18 protein-coding genes, 1 tRNA gene and 2 pseudogenes are annotated in these 15,939 nt (G+C 41.7%); 8 read left to right on the top strand and 13 right to left on the bottom strand.

Features of this window, described 5'->3' with window-relative positions; genetic code table 11:
• Nucleotides 1–58: 58 nt before the first annotated feature.
• From AACL30_RS14785 to AACL30_RS14770, 4 genes and pseudogenes are all read left to right on the top strand, one after another.
• A pseudogene (locus tag AACL30_RS14785) lies at nucleotides 59–280 on the top strand (IS3 family transposase); the annotation flags it as partial.
• 97 nt (nucleotides 281–377) lie between these two features.
• Nucleotides 378–454: transfer RNA gene (locus tag AACL30_RS14780), tRNA-Pro, on the top strand.
• A gap of 198 nt (nucleotides 455–652) precedes the next feature.
• The gene (locus tag AACL30_RS14775) at nucleotides 653–1,156 is read left to right on the top strand and encodes an integrase arm-type DNA-binding domain-containing protein (protein WP_339057138.1); all 504 of its coding nucleotides are present in this window, start codon (nucleotides 653–655) and stop codon (nucleotides 1,154–1,156) included.
• On the top strand, nucleotides 1,153–1,314 hold the full coding sequence (locus AACL30_RS14770) for a hypothetical protein (RefSeq protein WP_339057137.1): 162 nt from the start codon (nucleotides 1,153–1,155) through the stop codon (nucleotides 1,312–1,314). The genes AACL30_RS14775 and AACL30_RS14770 overlap by 4 nt, the downstream gene beginning before the upstream one ends.
• A gap of 209 nt (nucleotides 1,315–1,523) precedes the next feature.
• Here the strand turns inward: AACL30_RS14770 and AACL30_RS14765 are convergent, their stop codons facing one another.
• Both AACL30_RS14765 and AACL30_RS14760 read right to left on the bottom strand, forming a co-directional pair.
• The gene (locus AACL30_RS14765; protein ID WP_339057136.1) at nucleotides 1,524–2,237 is read right to left on the bottom strand and encodes a hypothetical protein; all 714 of its coding nucleotides are present in this window, start codon (nucleotides 2,235–2,237) and stop codon (nucleotides 1,524–1,526) included.
• A gap of 337 nt (nucleotides 2,238–2,574) precedes the next feature.
• Nucleotides 2,575–2,976 (bottom strand): hypothetical protein, encoded by a 402-nt coding sequence (locus tag AACL30_RS14760; protein ID WP_339057135.1) that lies wholly within the window; start codon nucleotides 2,974–2,976, stop codon nucleotides 2,575–2,577.
• A gap of 105 nt (nucleotides 2,977–3,081) precedes the next feature.
• Between AACL30_RS14760 and AACL30_RS14755 the strand changes: the two are divergent.
• A pseudogene (locus AACL30_RS14755) lies at nucleotides 3,082–3,216 on the top strand (integrase); the annotation flags it as partial.
• A 428-nt stretch (nucleotides 3,217–3,644) separates the two neighbouring features.
• Here the strand turns inward: AACL30_RS14755 and AACL30_RS14750 are convergent.
• The 3 genes from AACL30_RS14750 to tolC form a co-directional block, all read right to left on the bottom strand.
• Nucleotides 3,645–4,034: a transposase gene (locus tag AACL30_RS14750; RefSeq protein ID WP_339057133.1), complete on the bottom strand. Its 390-nt coding sequence runs from the start codon at nucleotides 4,032–4,034 to the stop codon at nucleotides 3,645–3,647.
• A 33-nt stretch (nucleotides 4,035–4,067) separates the two neighbouring features.
• Entirely contained in the window at nucleotides 4,068–4,433 is a 366-nt protein-coding gene (locus AACL30_RS14745) for a transposase (RefSeq protein ID WP_339057132.1), read from the bottom strand.
• A 261-nt stretch (nucleotides 4,434–4,694) separates the two neighbouring features.
• A complete protein-coding gene (gene tolC / locus AACL30_RS14740) occupies nucleotides 4,695–6,134 on the bottom strand; it encodes an outer membrane channel protein TolC (RefSeq protein ID WP_339057131.1) in 1,440 nt (479 codons plus the stop codon).
• 353 nt (nucleotides 6,135–6,487) lie between these two features.
• On the opposite strand from tolC, the gene nudF reads away from it, so the two are divergent.
• From nudF to parE, 3 genes are all read left to right on the top strand, one after another.
• The gene (nudF, locus tag AACL30_RS14735; RefSeq protein ID WP_339057130.1) at nucleotides 6,488–7,138 is read left to right on the top strand and encodes an ADP-ribose diphosphatase; all 651 of its coding nucleotides are present in this window, start codon (nucleotides 6,488–6,490) and stop codon (nucleotides 7,136–7,138) included.
• A gap of 161 nt (nucleotides 7,139–7,299) precedes the next feature.
• On the top strand, nucleotides 7,300–8,133 hold the full coding sequence (gene cpdA / locus AACL30_RS14730) for a 3',5'-cyclic-AMP phosphodiesterase (protein ID WP_339058495.1): 834 nt from the start codon (nucleotides 7,300–7,302) through the stop codon (nucleotides 8,131–8,133).
• Between the two features lie 215 nt (nucleotides 8,134–8,348).
• A complete protein-coding gene (gene parE / locus AACL30_RS14725) occupies nucleotides 8,349–10,241 on the top strand; it encodes a DNA topoisomerase IV subunit B (RefSeq protein ID WP_339057129.1) in 1,893 nt (630 codons plus the stop codon).
• Nucleotides 10,242–10,360: 119 nt separating this feature from the next.
• On the opposite strand, the gene pgpA is transcribed toward parE, so the two are convergent.
• The 8 genes from pgpA to AACL30_RS14685 form a co-directional block, all read right to left on the bottom strand.
• The gene (gene pgpA, locus AACL30_RS14720; RefSeq protein WP_039907285.1) at nucleotides 10,361–10,834 is read right to left on the bottom strand and encodes a phosphatidylglycerophosphatase A; all 474 of its coding nucleotides are present in this window, start codon (nucleotides 10,832–10,834) and stop codon (nucleotides 10,361–10,363) included.
• Nucleotides 10,818–11,831: a thiamine-phosphate kinase gene (thiL, locus tag AACL30_RS14715; protein ID WP_339057128.1), complete on the bottom strand. Its 1,014-nt coding sequence runs from the start codon at nucleotides 11,829–11,831 to the stop codon at nucleotides 10,818–10,820. Before thiL ends, pgpA begins: the two co-directional genes overlap by 17 nt.
• 65 nt (nucleotides 11,832–11,896) lie before the next feature.
• Nucleotides 11,897–12,403 carry a transcription antitermination factor NusB gene (gene nusB, locus AACL30_RS14710; protein WP_339057127.1) on the bottom strand — a complete coding sequence of 169 codons (507 nt, stop codon included), beginning with the start codon at nucleotides 12,401–12,403 and terminating at the stop codon, nucleotides 11,897–11,899.
• Nucleotides 12,404–12,419: 16 nt separating this feature from the next.
• Nucleotides 12,420–12,896, bottom strand: a complete 477-nt coding sequence (gene ribE, locus AACL30_RS14705; RefSeq protein ID WP_006704621.1) for a 6,7-dimethyl-8-ribityllumazine synthase — start codon at nucleotides 12,894–12,896, stop codon at nucleotides 12,420–12,422.
• Nucleotides 12,897–13,007: 111 nt separating this feature from the next.
• A complete protein-coding gene (gene ribD / locus AACL30_RS14700; RefSeq protein WP_339057126.1) occupies nucleotides 13,008–14,153 on the bottom strand; it encodes a bifunctional diaminohydroxyphosphoribosylaminopyrimidine deaminase/5-amino-6-(5-phosphoribosylamino)uracil reductase RibD in 1,146 nt (381 codons plus the stop codon).
• 52 nt (nucleotides 14,154–14,205) lie between these two features.
• Complete coding sequence (gene nrdR, locus AACL30_RS14695) at nucleotides 14,206–14,655, bottom strand: transcriptional regulator NrdR (protein WP_039907287.1); 450 nt, start codon at nucleotides 14,653–14,655, stop codon at nucleotides 14,206–14,208.
• A 7-nt stretch (nucleotides 14,656–14,662) separates the two neighbouring features.
• On the bottom strand, nucleotides 14,663–15,667 hold the full coding sequence (gene secF, locus AACL30_RS14690; RefSeq protein WP_039907288.1) for a protein translocase subunit SecF: 1,005 nt from the start codon (nucleotides 15,665–15,667) through the stop codon (nucleotides 14,663–14,665).
• Between the two features lie 9 nt (nucleotides 15,668–15,676).
• Nucleotides 15,677–15,886, bottom strand: coding sequence for a hypothetical protein (locus AACL30_RS14685; RefSeq protein ID WP_339057125.1), 210 nt, complete (start codon nucleotides 15,884–15,886; stop codon nucleotides 15,677–15,679).
• Nucleotides 15,887–15,939: the final 53 nt, after the last annotated feature.

Here is a 15,939-nt window from a genome sequence, read left to right as displayed (position 1 = left end):
TAGTTCCTTACGAATGGGAGTGATTTGGATTAGTGTCCCACACTTTTTTATGCTCTCAGGGAAAAGCCCCGCAGGCTCTGCGATTACACAAGAACAGCAAAAAATCCGCGAATTAGAAAAAAATCAGACGAATAGAGGAAGAAAATACTATCTTAAAAAAGGCTTCCGCGATCGAAATGTCAGACTTCCTGAACAATTCTCGTTAGTAGAAAAACTTAAGAAGAGCCACCCAGTGACACGCTTATGTCACGTGTTCGGGGTACATCGAAGCAGTTATAAATAGTGGGTCAAGGGCGTTAATACAATCAAACCTGAACAGGAAGCAGCACTTAGTACTTGCATTTGTGAAAAGAAAAGGTACTATGCCCCAGCAACGTCGGCATGTAGCGCAGCTTGGTAGCGCACCGTCATGGGGTGTCGGGGGTCGAAGGTTCAAATCCTTTCATGCCGACCAATATTTCTATCGGTTAGTAATCAGAAACTGACTGTAATCTTGCAAGAACCCGCATTCTAACTAAGTTTGCGGGTTTTTTGTTGCCTGTTATCTTTCGGTGTGGCAAGGTTATACTCTGTTTTTTAGGGACTAGATTTGGGACTCTATTTTTTAGTGCCCAAAATAAGTAGTCCCATAGTCCTATTAATGGTGATTAATATGGCGATACAAGTAAAGCCTCTAACCAATACCGAAGTGAAAGAAGCAAAGGCAGTCAACAAAGATTTATCTTTGTATGATGGCGGTGGATTGCTGCTGTTTGTTAAATCATCAGGCGTTAAAACGTGGCGTCTACGCTACTATCATCCCTCAACGAAAAAGCGAACAACCTTAACGCTAGGACATTACCCCGCTTTATCTCTGGCAGAAGCCAGACGTGTACGAGAGGAGATAAGAGCACTCTTGGCACAAGGAATCGACCCGCAGGAGCAACAAAGGCAACAGCAAGAGAAAGAAAAGGCATCTAATAACAATACTTTTGCTAAAATCACTGCCGATTGGTTTGCAGTAAAAAAATCAAAAGGTTTGCGGGCACATACACTTAATGATATCTGGCGATCACTGGAAAAGAACATCTTTCCTTATGTGGAAGGGGTGGCTATCACTAAACTGACCGCACAAACCTTTATCCAAGCGGCCGTTTGGAAACAGTGCGACGGGTGACCCAGCGTATTAATGAAGTGATGAACTATGCTGTTAATGCAGGCTTCCTTCAAGCCAACCCTGCTGCGAAAATTAGTCAGGTCTTTGAAAAACCAGTGATTAAGCACATGCCGACGATTAGGGCAGAGCACCTAAAAAAATTATTGATGACAAAATAGACTACTTTTATCAGTTCTTCAGGGTTTCCCTATGGGATGATAAAGCCATTTGGGTAGTGAAAAATACCGGCAAGCCTTGTTATGCTTACGCGGGTGTTGACTGCTTTTCGGCACAGGAAGGGAAGGTATTGACCGATTGTTAATACCCTTCCCTAGCAAAAAGAAAAGATACCTTCCATTACATTTCGATTATTTAATATCAACAGGGTTTAAGGGAGTAATTGCATGATTACGTTAAAGCGGTGCTCATCATCAATGTTCATCATATTCCTCGCCTCATGTGACGAATAGTAATTAGAATATCCATTACTCAAATCAATTGGCCAAAATCTTTTATTAGTTGGATCAAACATTATATTTCCTGGATGCATATCACCATGAATGATCTTTAGTTCATTAAGTTCAGATATCATTTTTAAAAAAAGTAATTTACTATCTTTAGGTAGTTCATCAAATTCACATTTATCCAGTGATTTTCCAGGCACTTTTAACATTCTTACACGTATGGGATTTCCATCACTGAGAACTTCAGCACTTCCCTCACCATAATACTGATTAAATAATTTAGCCTCTGTACAGGCTAATTCGTAATTTTTATTAAAATTTTTAATCACAAATCCTGGATTTTTAGGGTCTTTTCTTACTATCCCAGCTGCGCCCTGTCCTATTATCTCTCCTCCTTCTTTTATTTCAAAAATATTAAGAAATTTGGGTCTTTCTTTCTTAGAACCTGTTATTACGGGGGTTACTTCTATGTGTGAATTGTTTACATTACATAGAGCATCAAAAGGAGCTTGCTCGGTTTCTTTTGGAACAAAGTGAGATGTAATAGTCGTATCTGGCAACCACACTGCAGATGAAGATGTGCTTATCGGCGATTTCATGATGATTAACCTTAATAAATAATTATTAAAATATTTCATGTAAATTGACATCATGCTATTTCACAGAATTAATTAATATCAAAAATAATTTAAGACTATCAGAAAAAACTCGATAACCACGTATAGCGGGGGTTATATAAATTGATTGTGATAATCAACATTAATATATTGATATAAAGTATTTTTTATAAATAAATGCCATCATGCTATATAACTATATAAGACAAACACAAAAACTATATAAGTAGATTTTACTTTTATATATAAAAATTATTAGATAAAAAACTTACTCTTCGGCTGTTTACCACAAGCCCTCTTCCTAATCCCCCTCAAACCCGCATCGGCACCCTCGCTTTTTTTACCTTCTGCCGTATGATCACTTTTCGTTCAAGAGGACAGTTATTGCCACGAGTCCGAGTCCGAGTCCAACCAACAAACTCTGATTAATCCAGGCATGAAAAATGTCGCTATCGATATTGCACTGGAAAGCACAGAGGGTTATCAGCACTCCCTTCAGTAAGGCGCCGATAATATTAACGCTGCCTTTCGCCAGCCAATTGTTTTTGCCATAACATCTTTTCCCCTTAATATCTATTTTGGTAGCCGGTTTATTGTGCGTCGTGCAAGGCATTATGCGGCGATTCCAGCGCATAAGACTGGCCATCCCTGCGCCAAAACGAGACGCTGTTTTCGCATACGTCAGTTTTTCTTTTTCTTTAATGGCCAAAACATGTTGGCGAAATTTTAATGGATAAGTCATCAGATTAATATACATCATAAAATAAGGTGCTAGCTGCTAGAGAGTGCTCTTAAGAATGAACCGATTGTTTTTATGGATTCAGCCCATCCAACGATGGCCACCAAAGTGGTCTGCGGTTGGATAATCAGAAGTTTATCCGCAAGGCTACATAGTGAAGCCAGAGGTAAGGATTTTGCACAAAAATTGCTGGGACATAAATCCTCTGCCATGACAGATAAATATCGTGATAGCAGAGGGAGTGAGTGGAACGAAATCTGATATCAATTTATGGTTTTTAGGTTATCAAGTAAGATGTTAGGATGCGAAATACTTTGCTCGGCATTTTGACCTAATTTCGATTGATTGTGATTTATGTGTTTTAATTTATTGATTTTTATAATAAATAAATTTTGCTCTCTATGCAACATAGCATACCAAACCATTCTGTGAGACTGTTCACCGTACCCTGCCAAGGAGCGCCTCCCCTTTCATTTTCAAAAATATTTCTAAAGTTACCTAGCGCTATCGCCATGAATTTTTCAGGTGCCCATCTTCGATGAAAAAACAAGAACGGAATAAATTTTAAAGGGAATATTCCCTTACCTAGCGAAAACATATCATAGCCGCTCCGTTGCTATGAGCGTTTAATGAAATTTTTTAATAGCATTAAATATAAGATTAAAAAAACTATATCATCTAGGGAACTGTTAATAAAATAATTTAAAAACCTTAAGACAAGCGATGGCGAAGAAAGAAAAGAAGGTGACATCCAGCTTATCAAAGCGTAAAGCGAGTCTTTTCTGTTCTTTTATTTTGCCGAAGAAACGTTCAATGGCATTACGTGTTTTATATTTTTCTTTATCTTTTGGCGGGATACCGGGATAAATCGCGCCTTGGCGGCGAAGGATAACCGGGTATTTTCCACTATCTCGAATAAGCTTTTTGACATCATAAAAATCGTAGCCTTTATCCGCGATGACATCGTTTATCTGTCTCCAGTCTCCCTTTGCCCACAAAATAGGAAAGACTTTCATATCGGTACGTTGTCCGTAAGAATAAACAGACACTCCTGAGATAATCGCCTGAAAGGCCAACATGAATTTTAGTACTCATTCCTTTGCGACCGCGCCCTATCGACTGAACTCCTTTTTTTTTAAACTCCCTGAGCCAGGGCGGTGTAGGCTCACTGTGGTGCTGTCTATCCAGACGCAGTCAAGGCTGATTTTCTTTTTTTTCTGCAATAGATAAAGCAAATGCCAGAATAGCCCATTCTCACTCCAGCGTTTAAAACGCGTGTAAATCGTATGCCAGTGGCCATAAAAAGTAGGCACGTCACGCCAAAGGATACCGGTTCTCAATACGTATAACACTGCCGAGAAAAAGTGATAATGACTGATACCCGTGGGTCTGCCTGGACGCTTGTAATATTTAAGAATATGAGGCTCGATTTCTTTTATAAAATCGGACGCTTTGATCGGATAATGTCTGTTTTTCATCCTTAACAACCCCACAAAAAGCGGAGCTTATCTCAATACTCACTTTGTTAACAGTGTCCTAACATAGGGTAAAATACCAGCAATTTCGTAGTCCTTCAGGATAGACTGTAGTACTAGGAGCTAACAGCAGGATAATCGTCAAAACGCCGGATGCTGGGCAAGAAGAGAAAAAAGTAAAGAGAACAGGTTGGCAAAATTTCGCCTAAAAATAAATCGGGCGCTAAAATCAGCGTCCGACATCATTTTTTTATCCGTTAGCGACTAACTACGGAATGGATTACCCCCCTTTTTTGGAGAAGTATCGATGGACATGGGGGCTACATCGGTTGGTGTATCTTGTTGATTTGACGTGGGCGCTATTTCTTCCGTTGTTAGAACCAGGCTGGAAGTCGCAATAGGTGTATCTAATATTTCATTGAAGGCGATTAGATCGTCTGGGTTTAAGACGCCCAGTGCTGATTTTATTTTTAATTCATTGATTAAATAATCATAACGCGCATTGGCCAACTGCTGTTTAGCATTATAGAGCGTAGTGGTTGCATTGAGCACATCAAGAATAGTACGAGTACCAACCTGATAACCGGCTTCCATAGAATCGAGTGAACTTTGACCAGAAACCACTGCTTGTCGATAAGCGCTGATACTGCTGATGGAAGCTGAAATATTATTGAATGAAGAACGAACCTCTTTCACTGCACTACGATGCGCACTTTCTAATTCTGCACTGGCTCCAATAAAATCATACTGTGCTTGTTTAACCACAGAATAAGTAGCGCCACCGCTATATAATGGCATATTGAAAGACAGACCGATTTTATGCTCGCCGTTGTCACTATCACTAAACTGATTCGTATTACGGCGATTACTCACTGATGTAGAAGCTGTTAGATCTAGCGTCGGCATATAACCGGTTTCGGCTTTTTTAATTTTTTCTCGTATTAAATCTTGCTTGAGACGAGCAGAGATCAATCCCAAATTATGTTTTTCGGCTTGTTCTAATAAATGATCAACCGTCTCGGGGTGTTTTGTTTTTAGACGTTTGAGATTTAAAGAAGCCAATTCAGGATAGTAAACACCTGTCACTTGACGCAGGGATTCCAGAGCGTTATCGAGTTTGTTGCGAGCATCGACTTCCCTCGCTAATACTTCGTCGTAATTGGCTTGTGCAGTTTGTACATCAGTGATAGCAACCAGACCCACATTAAAACGTTGGGTTGTTTGGTCTAATTGACGATAAACGGCTTTCTTTTGTGCCTCAGTGTAAGACAACTTATCTATAGCACGTAATACATCAAAATAACTGGTCGCAGTATCAAGAATTAATTTTTGTTCATTGGCTTGAAAAATAATATTCTGAATATTCGCTTGCTTCTCTTCTAATGTTAAATTTCGCCATTGTGACATATTAAAAATAGTTTGCTTTAAACCTACGCTCCCTGAAGTGACATGACTATTAGAGTTACTATTATCACGAAATCCCCGTGAGTAGGAATAACCCGCATCTAACCCCAACTGTGGTAATAATGAGCTACGGGCTTGATTGATTTTTTCGAATGCAGCATCACGTTCAGCGACCGCTTTACGTAAATCTGGATTACTTAGTTGCGCTTGTTTATAAACTTGCAATAGATTCTCTGCTTGGCTTAAAGTACTGATGCCGACTAAACTCAATCCGATCATCAGGGGGAGCAATTTCTTCATTTATAATCCTTAAATTGTGCAGTCGCTTATTTTTATAATAAAGATAGTCTGTTGCGTCATCTTGCCTTAAATCACTTAAATTTAACCTAAACTTAATCAGATATATACCCTTCATCTTTGAAGCCACCGCGTTGTTGGCTGCGGGTGCTCGCCTTCATGGTATGTCCACGCTCATCGGTCGGCTGCCCTGGCAGCCGAAGGCAGCTTCAAAGGCGAAGAGTATATTAAGTTGAAAATCTCTGTTAGGTCAGCATATTAGTAATGTGAGTAATGCTTATTATGATAAATTAAAAAAATAGAGAATGTTTCTATTAAAAATGAAAATAAACATAATCTCTTATAGGAAAAAGATAATGACACTATACCCTCAAGATGGCCAATCTTCACCGGTTAATTTCAAAAAAAAAGATGTAGAAATTACCGGATGTAAAACACTTTATAAAGGTTTTTTTACTTTAAAGTCATATCAATTACGTCATAAATTATTTGATAATAAAGGCATGAGCAATGAAATAATACGGGAAGTCCTTATCCGTGATCATGCGGTGGGTTTATTGCCTTATGATCCATTACTCGATCAAGTGGTATTAATAGAACAATTACGTATTGGTGCTATTGGGGCTAATGAAGATAACAGCCCCTGGTTATTGGAAATAATTGCTGGGATGATAAAGACAGGTGAAAATCCTGAAGAAGTAGCACGTCGAGAAGCACGAGAAGAAGCCGGTATTGAACTTAAGCGTTGTAGACCAATGTTGCGCTATTTGGCCAGTCCTGGGGGGATGAATGAACGTTTGTCGATTATGGTCGGTGAAGTTGATGCCACTACAGCTAAGGGCGTTCATGGTTTGTTAGAAGAGAATGAAAACATTCGTGTTCATGTTGTCAGTCGTGAACAAGCTTATCGCTGGGTTGAAGAAGGCGTGATTGACAATGCCGCGTCAATCATTGCACTACAATGGCTTGCGTTACATTTTCAAGCCCTCAAGGAAGAATGGAAATAGTGGTAACAAAATAGTAAAAGTGCGTCTTCGTTAACAGATTTGCCATTTTTAAACAAATTATACTTATTCAAAACTTTCTTGAGCGAAAAAGCGCAGTTACTTTTTATATACCCTTCGTCTTTAAGGGTATATATAGAGTTTCGATGAAAAAAGGAGCGTATTTGGAAAACTTGTTTAAACTGCCTGTGCCCGCCAATGAAACTGAGATAAGAATTTTACAATTAACCGATACTCATCTTTTTGCCGATAAAAAGAAAACCTTATTGGGGATTAATACCGCAGATAGTTATAGTGCGGTATTGGAGGCGATAGCTACCCAGAAACAGCGTTTTGATCTGATTATCACCACCGGTGATTTGGCGCAAGAGCCTGCTATTACCAGCTATCAATATTTTGCAAGGAGCATGGCTGAATTATTACCCACACCTTGTGTTTGGCTACCTGGTAATCATGATGATCAGAAAATAATGGCGGATGTGCTTTTCGATGAGGGCATCACTGCCACTAAGCAAATTACCATCGGTGATAACTGGCAAATTCTTTTATTAGACAGCCAAGTATCAGAGCAACCTTACGGTCATTTGAGTGATCATCAATTATTATGGATGGAACAGTGCTTACAAATGTTTCCACAGCACTATACTTTAGTGGCACTACATCATCCTCCACTCGCTTGTGGTTGTCGCTGGCTTGATAAAAATAATTTACGTAATGCAGCAATGTTAGCAGAAATAGTATTGCGTTATCCGCGGGTGACAACCTTACTATGTGGGCATATCCACCAAGAGATTGATTTGAATTGGTGTGGTAAACGACTATTAGCAACGCCTTCTACTTGTATCCAATTTAAACCAGACCATGCTACTTTTACGCTTGATAATGCGGCACCAGGATGGCGTTGTATCAATCTACAACCTGATGGCACGGTGAAAACGCAAGTACAACGTTTAGCCAACGGATTGTTCTATCCTGATATCAATGCGAATGGTTACTAAACTTTTTGTAAAACCGTCATTACATTCCTTGCCAACAAAGGATAGAATCTGCTGGCAGCTGACTCGTCGGTCGGTCTCTAAGAGCCGATTCGAAATCTCTTGTGCTCGCTGTCTGAGCATCGCTAAAGAAGATTTCGAATCGGCTCTAGCATAATATTGTATCGATGCTCTATCTTTTAACGCCTAATTCTAAATCTACTTTGAGCCAAGTGAAAATGAATCACTCCAATTATAATGCGGATGCTATTGAAGTACTCAGTGGTTTAGAGCCAGTGCGTCGTCGTCCAGGAATGTATACCGATACCAGCCGCCCAAATCATCTAGGCCAAGAGGTTATCGATAATAGTATTGATGAAGCGCTGGCTGGATACGCTCATCGTATCAATGTTATTTTGCATGCTGATCAGTCGTTGTCAATCAGCGATGATGGGCGTGGCATGCCGGTAGATCTCCATCCAGAAGAGGGTGTTCCGGCAATTGAACTTATTTTATGTCGCCTTCACGCGGGCGGAAAATTTTCGAATAAAAGTTATCAATTTTCAGGTGGATTACATGGTGTTGGTATTTCCGTCGTCAATGCCTTATCTCGGCGACTTGAGGTAACAGTACAACGCAACGGAAAGATTTATCGTATTGTTTTTGAACAGGGTAATAAAGTACAGGATTTACAAATTATCGGTACTTGTACTAAAAGTCACACCGGTACCCATGTTCATTTTTGGCCTGATGCTTCTTTTTTCGATAGTCCTCGCTTTTCTGTTTCACGTCTATCACATTTATTAAAAGCAAAAGCCGTGCTTTGCCCTGGCATCAAAATCTGTTTTAAAGATGAAGTGAATAACACCGAACAACGTTGGTGCTACGCAGATGGGTTGACTGATTATTTAATGGAATCTGTCAATGGTCTGATAACATTGCCGAAAAAACCCTTTATCGGCACTTTTAGCGCGGCCACCGAAGCCATTGACTGGGCATTATTATGGCTACCAGAGGGAGGCGAATTACTGACGGAAAGTTACGTTAATTTGATTCCAACGATACAAGGAGGAACCCATGTTAACGGATTACGTCAAGGCGTATTGGATGCAATGCGTGAATTTTGCGAATTTTGTAATATTTTACCCCGGGGCGTGAAGCTTTCTGCCGATGATATTTGGGAGCGCTGTGCTTATGTCTTATCGGTCAAAATGCAAGATCCACAATTTGCGGGGCAAACCAAAGAGCGGCTTTCTTCTCGCCAATGTGCAGCCTTTGCTTCCGGGATTGTGAAAGATACTTTTAGTTTATGGCTGCATAAAAATAGATCAACAGCGGAACAACTCGCCGAATTTGTCATTAGTAATGCTCAACGCCGACTGCGGGCGGCTAAAAAAGTGGTACGTAAAAAATTGATGAGTGGCCCGGCGCTACCAGGTAAGTTAGCAGATTGTAGTTCAAATGAGCTGAGTCTTACCGAATTATTTTTGGTAGAAGGGGATTCTGCCGGAGGCTCAGCAAAACAAGCCCGTGATCGTGAATATCAAGCCATCATGCCGCTCAAAGGTAAAATTTTAAATAGTTGGGAAATTGCTTCTGATGAAATTTTAGCCTCACAAGAAGTGCATGATATTTCAGTTGCTATCGGCATTGATCCTGACAACGAGGATTTAAGTCAGCTTCGTTACGGTAAAATTTGTATTTTGGCCGATGCTGATTCGGACGGTTTGCATATTGCTGCGTTACTATGTGCACTTTTCGTGCGTCATTTCCGTTCTTTGGTGCGTGATGGGCGTATTTATGTGGCGATGCCGCCACTGTATCGCATCGATTTAGGTAAAGAAGTTTTTTACGCTCTGGACGAAGAAGAAAAAACCGGAATATTAGAACAACTTCAGCGTAAACGAGGCAAACCGAATGTACAGCGCTTTAAAGGATTAGGGGAGATGAATCCGTTGCAACTGCGTGAAACTACGCTAGATCCCAATACCCGACGACTGGTGCAATTGACTATCGATGATGACAATATGGATCACACATTAGCGATAATGGATATGCTGTTAGCCAAAAAACGGGCAGAAGATCGACGCAATTGGCTACAAGAGAAGGGAAATTTAGCTGAAATTGAATGATAGAGTGTAGGATATCAATATAGCCGAATCAGTCTAATTTGATTCAAGGCGGAGGCGCGCAGACAGTACAAATAGTACGACAAGCGACGACAACGCAGAATCAAATTAGACTGATTCGGCTATATCGCTAAACAATAGATAATAGCCGCGGCACCTAAACCCGCAATGATATCGTCAAGCATAATGCCGATACCGCCCGATACATTGCGGTCAAACCAACGGATAGGCCAAGGTTTCCAAATATCTAGCGTGCGGAAGAGAACAAAACCGAACGCTACCCATTGCCAATTATTAACCGGTAATGCCATCAGGGTGATCCACATACCAACAAATTCATCCCAAACAATACTTCCATGATCATGCACTTGCATATCTTTGGCGGTACGGTGACAAAGGTAAATACCGAGGCCAATACTCAATATCAGTAACAGAAAATAAAATGGCCATGAGAGTTGAATCAACAGTAACCAAATTGGAATAGAAGCCAAAGATCCCATAGTTCCGGGCGCGACAGGAGACAGACCACTGCCGAATCCGGTCGCTAAAAAATGGTAGGGATTGCTTAGCTGTAAACGTTTACTTGCTTTCATCATCAACTGTTGTCACAGCAAAATGGTCAAAACCATAACGGTTAAAATAGGGTGCCTTTATTTCAACAGACTGTTCTTTTTTAAAAAAATGAATTTTTTCGATGTCTGAGGTAATGCTGCCAATACAGCTATAATTAACCTCTGTGTGGTTAAGTCTTTCTTCTAACGCGACTCTATTGCATTCCGGCACGGTAAAACACAATTCATAATCTTCACCGCCATTAAGTGCCCAGCCCTGTTTTTTTTCAACATCATCATACTTTTGCAATTCATCTGAGTAGGGCAGTTTATCTAGTTCAATTTTTGCACCACATCGACTGGCTGTTAAAATATGCTGCAAATCAGCAATCAATCCGTCAGAAATATCAATCGCTGAATTGGCCAGACCGCGCAGTGCTAAACCGAGTGAAACGCGTGCTTCCGGTCGTAAATGCCGCTCAATAAGCCTCTTTCTATCCTCGGCATTATCAATGGCTAATTTTTTTTGCAAGATGGCTAAACCTGCGGCGCTATCACCTAAGGTGCCACTGACATAAATCCAATCGCCACTCTTGGCACCCGCGCGGGTCAGCGCTTTGTTTGCCGGCAAGTGCCCATGGACAGTTAGTGTCAGGCTCAGGGAGCCTCGAGTGGTATCGCCGCCAATCAATTGCATACCCTGATAATCAAGCTGTTCGAACAAACTGTCACTGAACGCTTTCAGCCAATGTTCATCCACTTTAGGCATTGTTAACGCTAAGGATAACCAACAGGGCTCTGCCCCCATCGCAGATAAATCACTCAGATTTACGGCTAACGCTTTATAAGCTAAGTCCTGTGGCGCAATCTCAGGCAGAAAGTGAATTCCTGATACCAAAGTATCAGTACTAACGGCTAACCATTGTTCATCGGTCACTGCCAAGAGTGCACAATCATCACCAATCCCTAACTGTACATCCGGGCGTTTATTTTTAGAGCAGTTAAAATAGCGAGTAATGAGATCAAATTCGCCACAGGTCATAAAATATTTTCCAGATAGGCTATACCCTTCGCCTTTGAGATGTTGGCTGCGGGGGGTCGCTCAAATCACGTAGTATGTCTACACTCATTGGTCTCACGCCCTGGCTGCTTAGCGGCAACTTGAAGGGTTGTGGGTATAAGCTGGCGAGCATTTAATTGTTTTTTTTTGCGAATTATCGGGGCGATTTTATCCAGCACCCCATTAACAAATTTATGGCTGTCTTCTGCGCCAAAGATTTTGGCCAGTTCAATAGCTTCATTAATCACGACTTTATAAGGGATATCATCACGCTGACTTAATTCAAATACAGCAAGACGCAAAATGGCCTTTTCAATCTGCCCCAAATCTTCGATCTGACGAGACAGATAAGGTGCCATTAATCGATCTAAAGTTGCAGTATCGACGGCGACGCCAGATAATAATTGGCGAAAATAATTAATGTCTACCTCTTTCATATCCTGCTCTGATAGAAAGTATGATTGAACATCAGCGATGTCGTTTTTAGATAATTGCCAAGAGTAAAGCGCCTGAGCAGCACACTCACGAGCGCGACGGCGAGCTATCGGTTTCACTCAATTTCCTTTTTAACTAAATTTCAGATTTGATAGCTTTCATTACGCTAACCATTTCGAGTGCTGCCAAGGCTGCCTCTGAACCTTTATTTCCTGCCTTTGTACCGGCTCGTTCGATGGCTTGTTCAATATTTTCGGTGGTTAACACCCCGAACGCGACAGGAATATTACTATTCATCGCGATATTTGATAAACCAGAACTGCATTCACCAGCCACATATTCAAAATGCGGCGTTCCGCCCCGAATCACGGTGCCTAACGCAATAATCGCATCGTAACGCTTGCTTTCTGCCAACGCTTTGACTGCCAGCGGTAGCTCATAAGCGCCAGGCACCCAGACGACCGTAATTTTTTCTTCTGGCAAACCGCCAAAACGTTTTAACGTATCCCTTGCTCCTTCGAGCAGGCTGTTGTTGATAAAAGTATTAAAACGTGCAATCGCAATCGCCACACGGGCATCCGGATTATTCACAATACCTTCAATGACATTCATGGTGATTCCTTACATGACAATGGGATGTCCGTTGTAAAGGGCGCATTCTATCATATTCTTTCATTGGCTGTGTTAGCACATTTGTAAAATAAGGAAGGAACAAGGGGGTCGCTATGGGTTCGGTGTTAAACGCAAGCGCAAATCTGAACCGATCTGGCAAACCTCTTGGAGAGTGAAATTGTGAGCTTGATTCAATTTATCTATCCCGGGAAGAACACACAATCCACGCGCATTATCACCTAATAATTTAGGGGCTAAATAGAGGATTAATTCATCTACTACCCCTATTTGTAATAACGCCCCGGCAAGTGTCGCTCCCGCTTCGACCCAAATTGAGTTAATTTGACGCCTGCTCAGCTCCATCATAAGTAAGCGTAAATCGATGCGTTTTTCCTCCTCCGATGGTGGCAAGAACAGCTGCTCAATATTATCAGGCCAGATTTGTTGATCGGCGGTCATTCTTGCTAATAAACAAGCACCTGGTTCCGTAATCACTCGATGACAGGGCATGACCCGATTGCAGCTATCTATGATGATTCTGGTGGGTTGGCGGAGACCCTGTTTTGGATAGATTTTCTGAACGGAGGTTGCTAACGCTCCGTGCCGTACTGTCAGTGCCGGATCATCGGCCAAAACTGTGGCACTGGTACTGAGAATAGCATCACTTTGCGCGCGAAAATTTTGCACATCCTGCCGTGCTTCCTTTGAAGTGATCCACTGACTTTCACCCGAGGCCATCGCCGTACGACCATCCAGAGAAGCAGCCATTTTTAATTGCAGATAAGGAAAACGGGTACGCATCCGCTTTAAAAAACCACGATTAATATCTTCAACTTTAGCTTTTATCGTTGTTGAGCCGATATAATCGACCACAATCCCTGCCTGTTGCAGCTGATAGATACCACGCCCACAAACTTGTGGGTTAGGATCAGGCATAGCGACCACCACACGTTTAATTCCGGCTGCTATTAATGCATCAGTACAAGGGGGTGTACGTCCGGTATGACAACAGGGCTCTAGTGTGACATAAACAGTCGCATTTCGAGCCTCATCCTTTGCCTTTGCTTTGTTAAGCGCATTGATTTCAGCATGTGGCTCTCCTGCACGTGCATGATAGCCCTCACCGACTATTTTTCCTTCACGCACAATAACACAGCCGACATTGGGATTAGGGGCGGTTGTAAATCGCCCCAAAAGCGCTAGCTCTAAAGCTCTTTCCATATATACATCATCAGAAAGTGTATTATTTTCGTGCATATTATTTTATGTTCTGTTTTTTGAAACCGGTAATCATACGTTTTTATCGCCACTAATCTTCCAATTTCGCAATTTCTTCACCAAATTCACGAATATCTTCGAAGCTACGGTACACTGAAGCAAAACGGATATAGGCCACTTTATCCAATTTTTTTAGCGCGTCCATTACCCAATTACCTACCATTTTTGTTGGCACTTCTCGTTCACCTGTCGCCCGTAGCTGAGATTTAATATGGTTAATCGCTGTTTCAACATCATCTAAACTCACCGGGCGCTTTTCCAACGCTTTTAGCATCCCTTGGCGTAGTTTTTCTTCATTAAATGGCTCACGAATGGCATCACTTTTGATCATTCTAGGCATAACCAATTCAGCAGATTCAAATGTCGTCAAGCGTTCATGACACACCAAACATTGGCGCCGACGACGGACTTGTGAGCCATCACTCACTAAGCGAGAATCGATGACTTTGGTATCAACAGCTGCACAAAATGGGCAATGCATAGGTATCTTAAGGTGAGAGGGAAGACTGATCGGCGCCTTCTTTTTCAACTTTTTGCTGTAGCATGTGTTCGCGTTTCACGCCTAATCTTAACGCTAATGCCGAAGCAACATAAATCGATGAAACTGTGCCGATTGAAACACCAATTAACATGGTTAATGAGAAACCTTGTAGCATAGTGCCGCCAAAAATATACAGCATCAACACCACAACCAGGGTCGTCGCAGAAGTCATAATGGTTCGACTCAATGTCTGGGTTAGCGAAATGTTAATGATTTCATAAGAAGTCCCACGGCTTATCTTACGAAAATTTTCACGGATGCGATCCGAAACCACAATGCTGTCGTTTAATGAGTAGCCTATAACCGACATCAAAGATGCCACTATGGTCAAATCGATCTCAATGTCACATAACGATAAAATACCTAGCGTTATGGCAACATCATGACCCAGCGCAATAACAGCCCCCAGTGCCAATCGCCATTCAAAGCGAAAGCCGACGTAAATTAAAATAGAGAGTAACGCAATCAGCAGTGCCATCGCGCCCGCTTGCGCTAACTCACTCCCCACGCTTGGCCCAACAAATTCAATGCGTTTAACCGTGGCATTCTTATCAATAGATTCATTGATAATAGTGATAATTTTATTGCCGATTTCTTGATTAGCACCGCTAGTGGGCATTGTTGTCGATATTGCTGTTGCGGCAGGTAGCGTCGGTGCAAGACGTATCATAACATCACGTGTACTGCCAAAATTTTGAATCACTGGTGTAGAAAAACCTGCTTGTTGTATGCTATCACGCATTTTATCGAGATTAGCGGGATGTTCTAGGTTGACTTCAATGACCGTGCCGCCAGTAAAATCTAAACCCCAGTTAAAACCCCGTGTTGACATCACCAGGATAGCGGCGACTAATAAAAGTAATGAAACCCCAAATGCGATGCTATCCCAACGCATAAAATCATAGACTTTACGACCGTAGTTTAATTGTTCGACAGTATAATTTTGCGCCACTTGCATTCCTTATAAATAAAGGATCCCTAAAAATAAACTTCTTGCAAAGTCGTAGCGAGTGGTATGAAGCCGAAGCCCCGCGGAGCGCAGCAACCGCTGTGTATACCCTTCGCCTTTCAAGTTACGGCGGCGTTGGCGGCGGGTGCTCGCCGAATCACGTAGTTTGTCTACGCTCATCGGTCGCCCGCCCTGGTCGCCTTGCCGTAACTCGAAATTCATTGGGTATATACACAGAGTACATGAGGGTTGCGAGCAGCACCGCACAAGGCAAA

It is taken from the genome of Candidatus Regiella endosymbiont of Tuberolachnus salignus (assembly GCF_964020115.1).
In the GTDB taxonomy this organism is placed as follows: Bacteria; Pseudomonadota; Gammaproteobacteria; order Enterobacterales; family Enterobacteriaceae; genus Regiella; species Regiella insecticola.
Note: the sequence above shows the minus strand (reverse complement) of the source record. Positions and strands in the feature narration are given on the sequence as shown.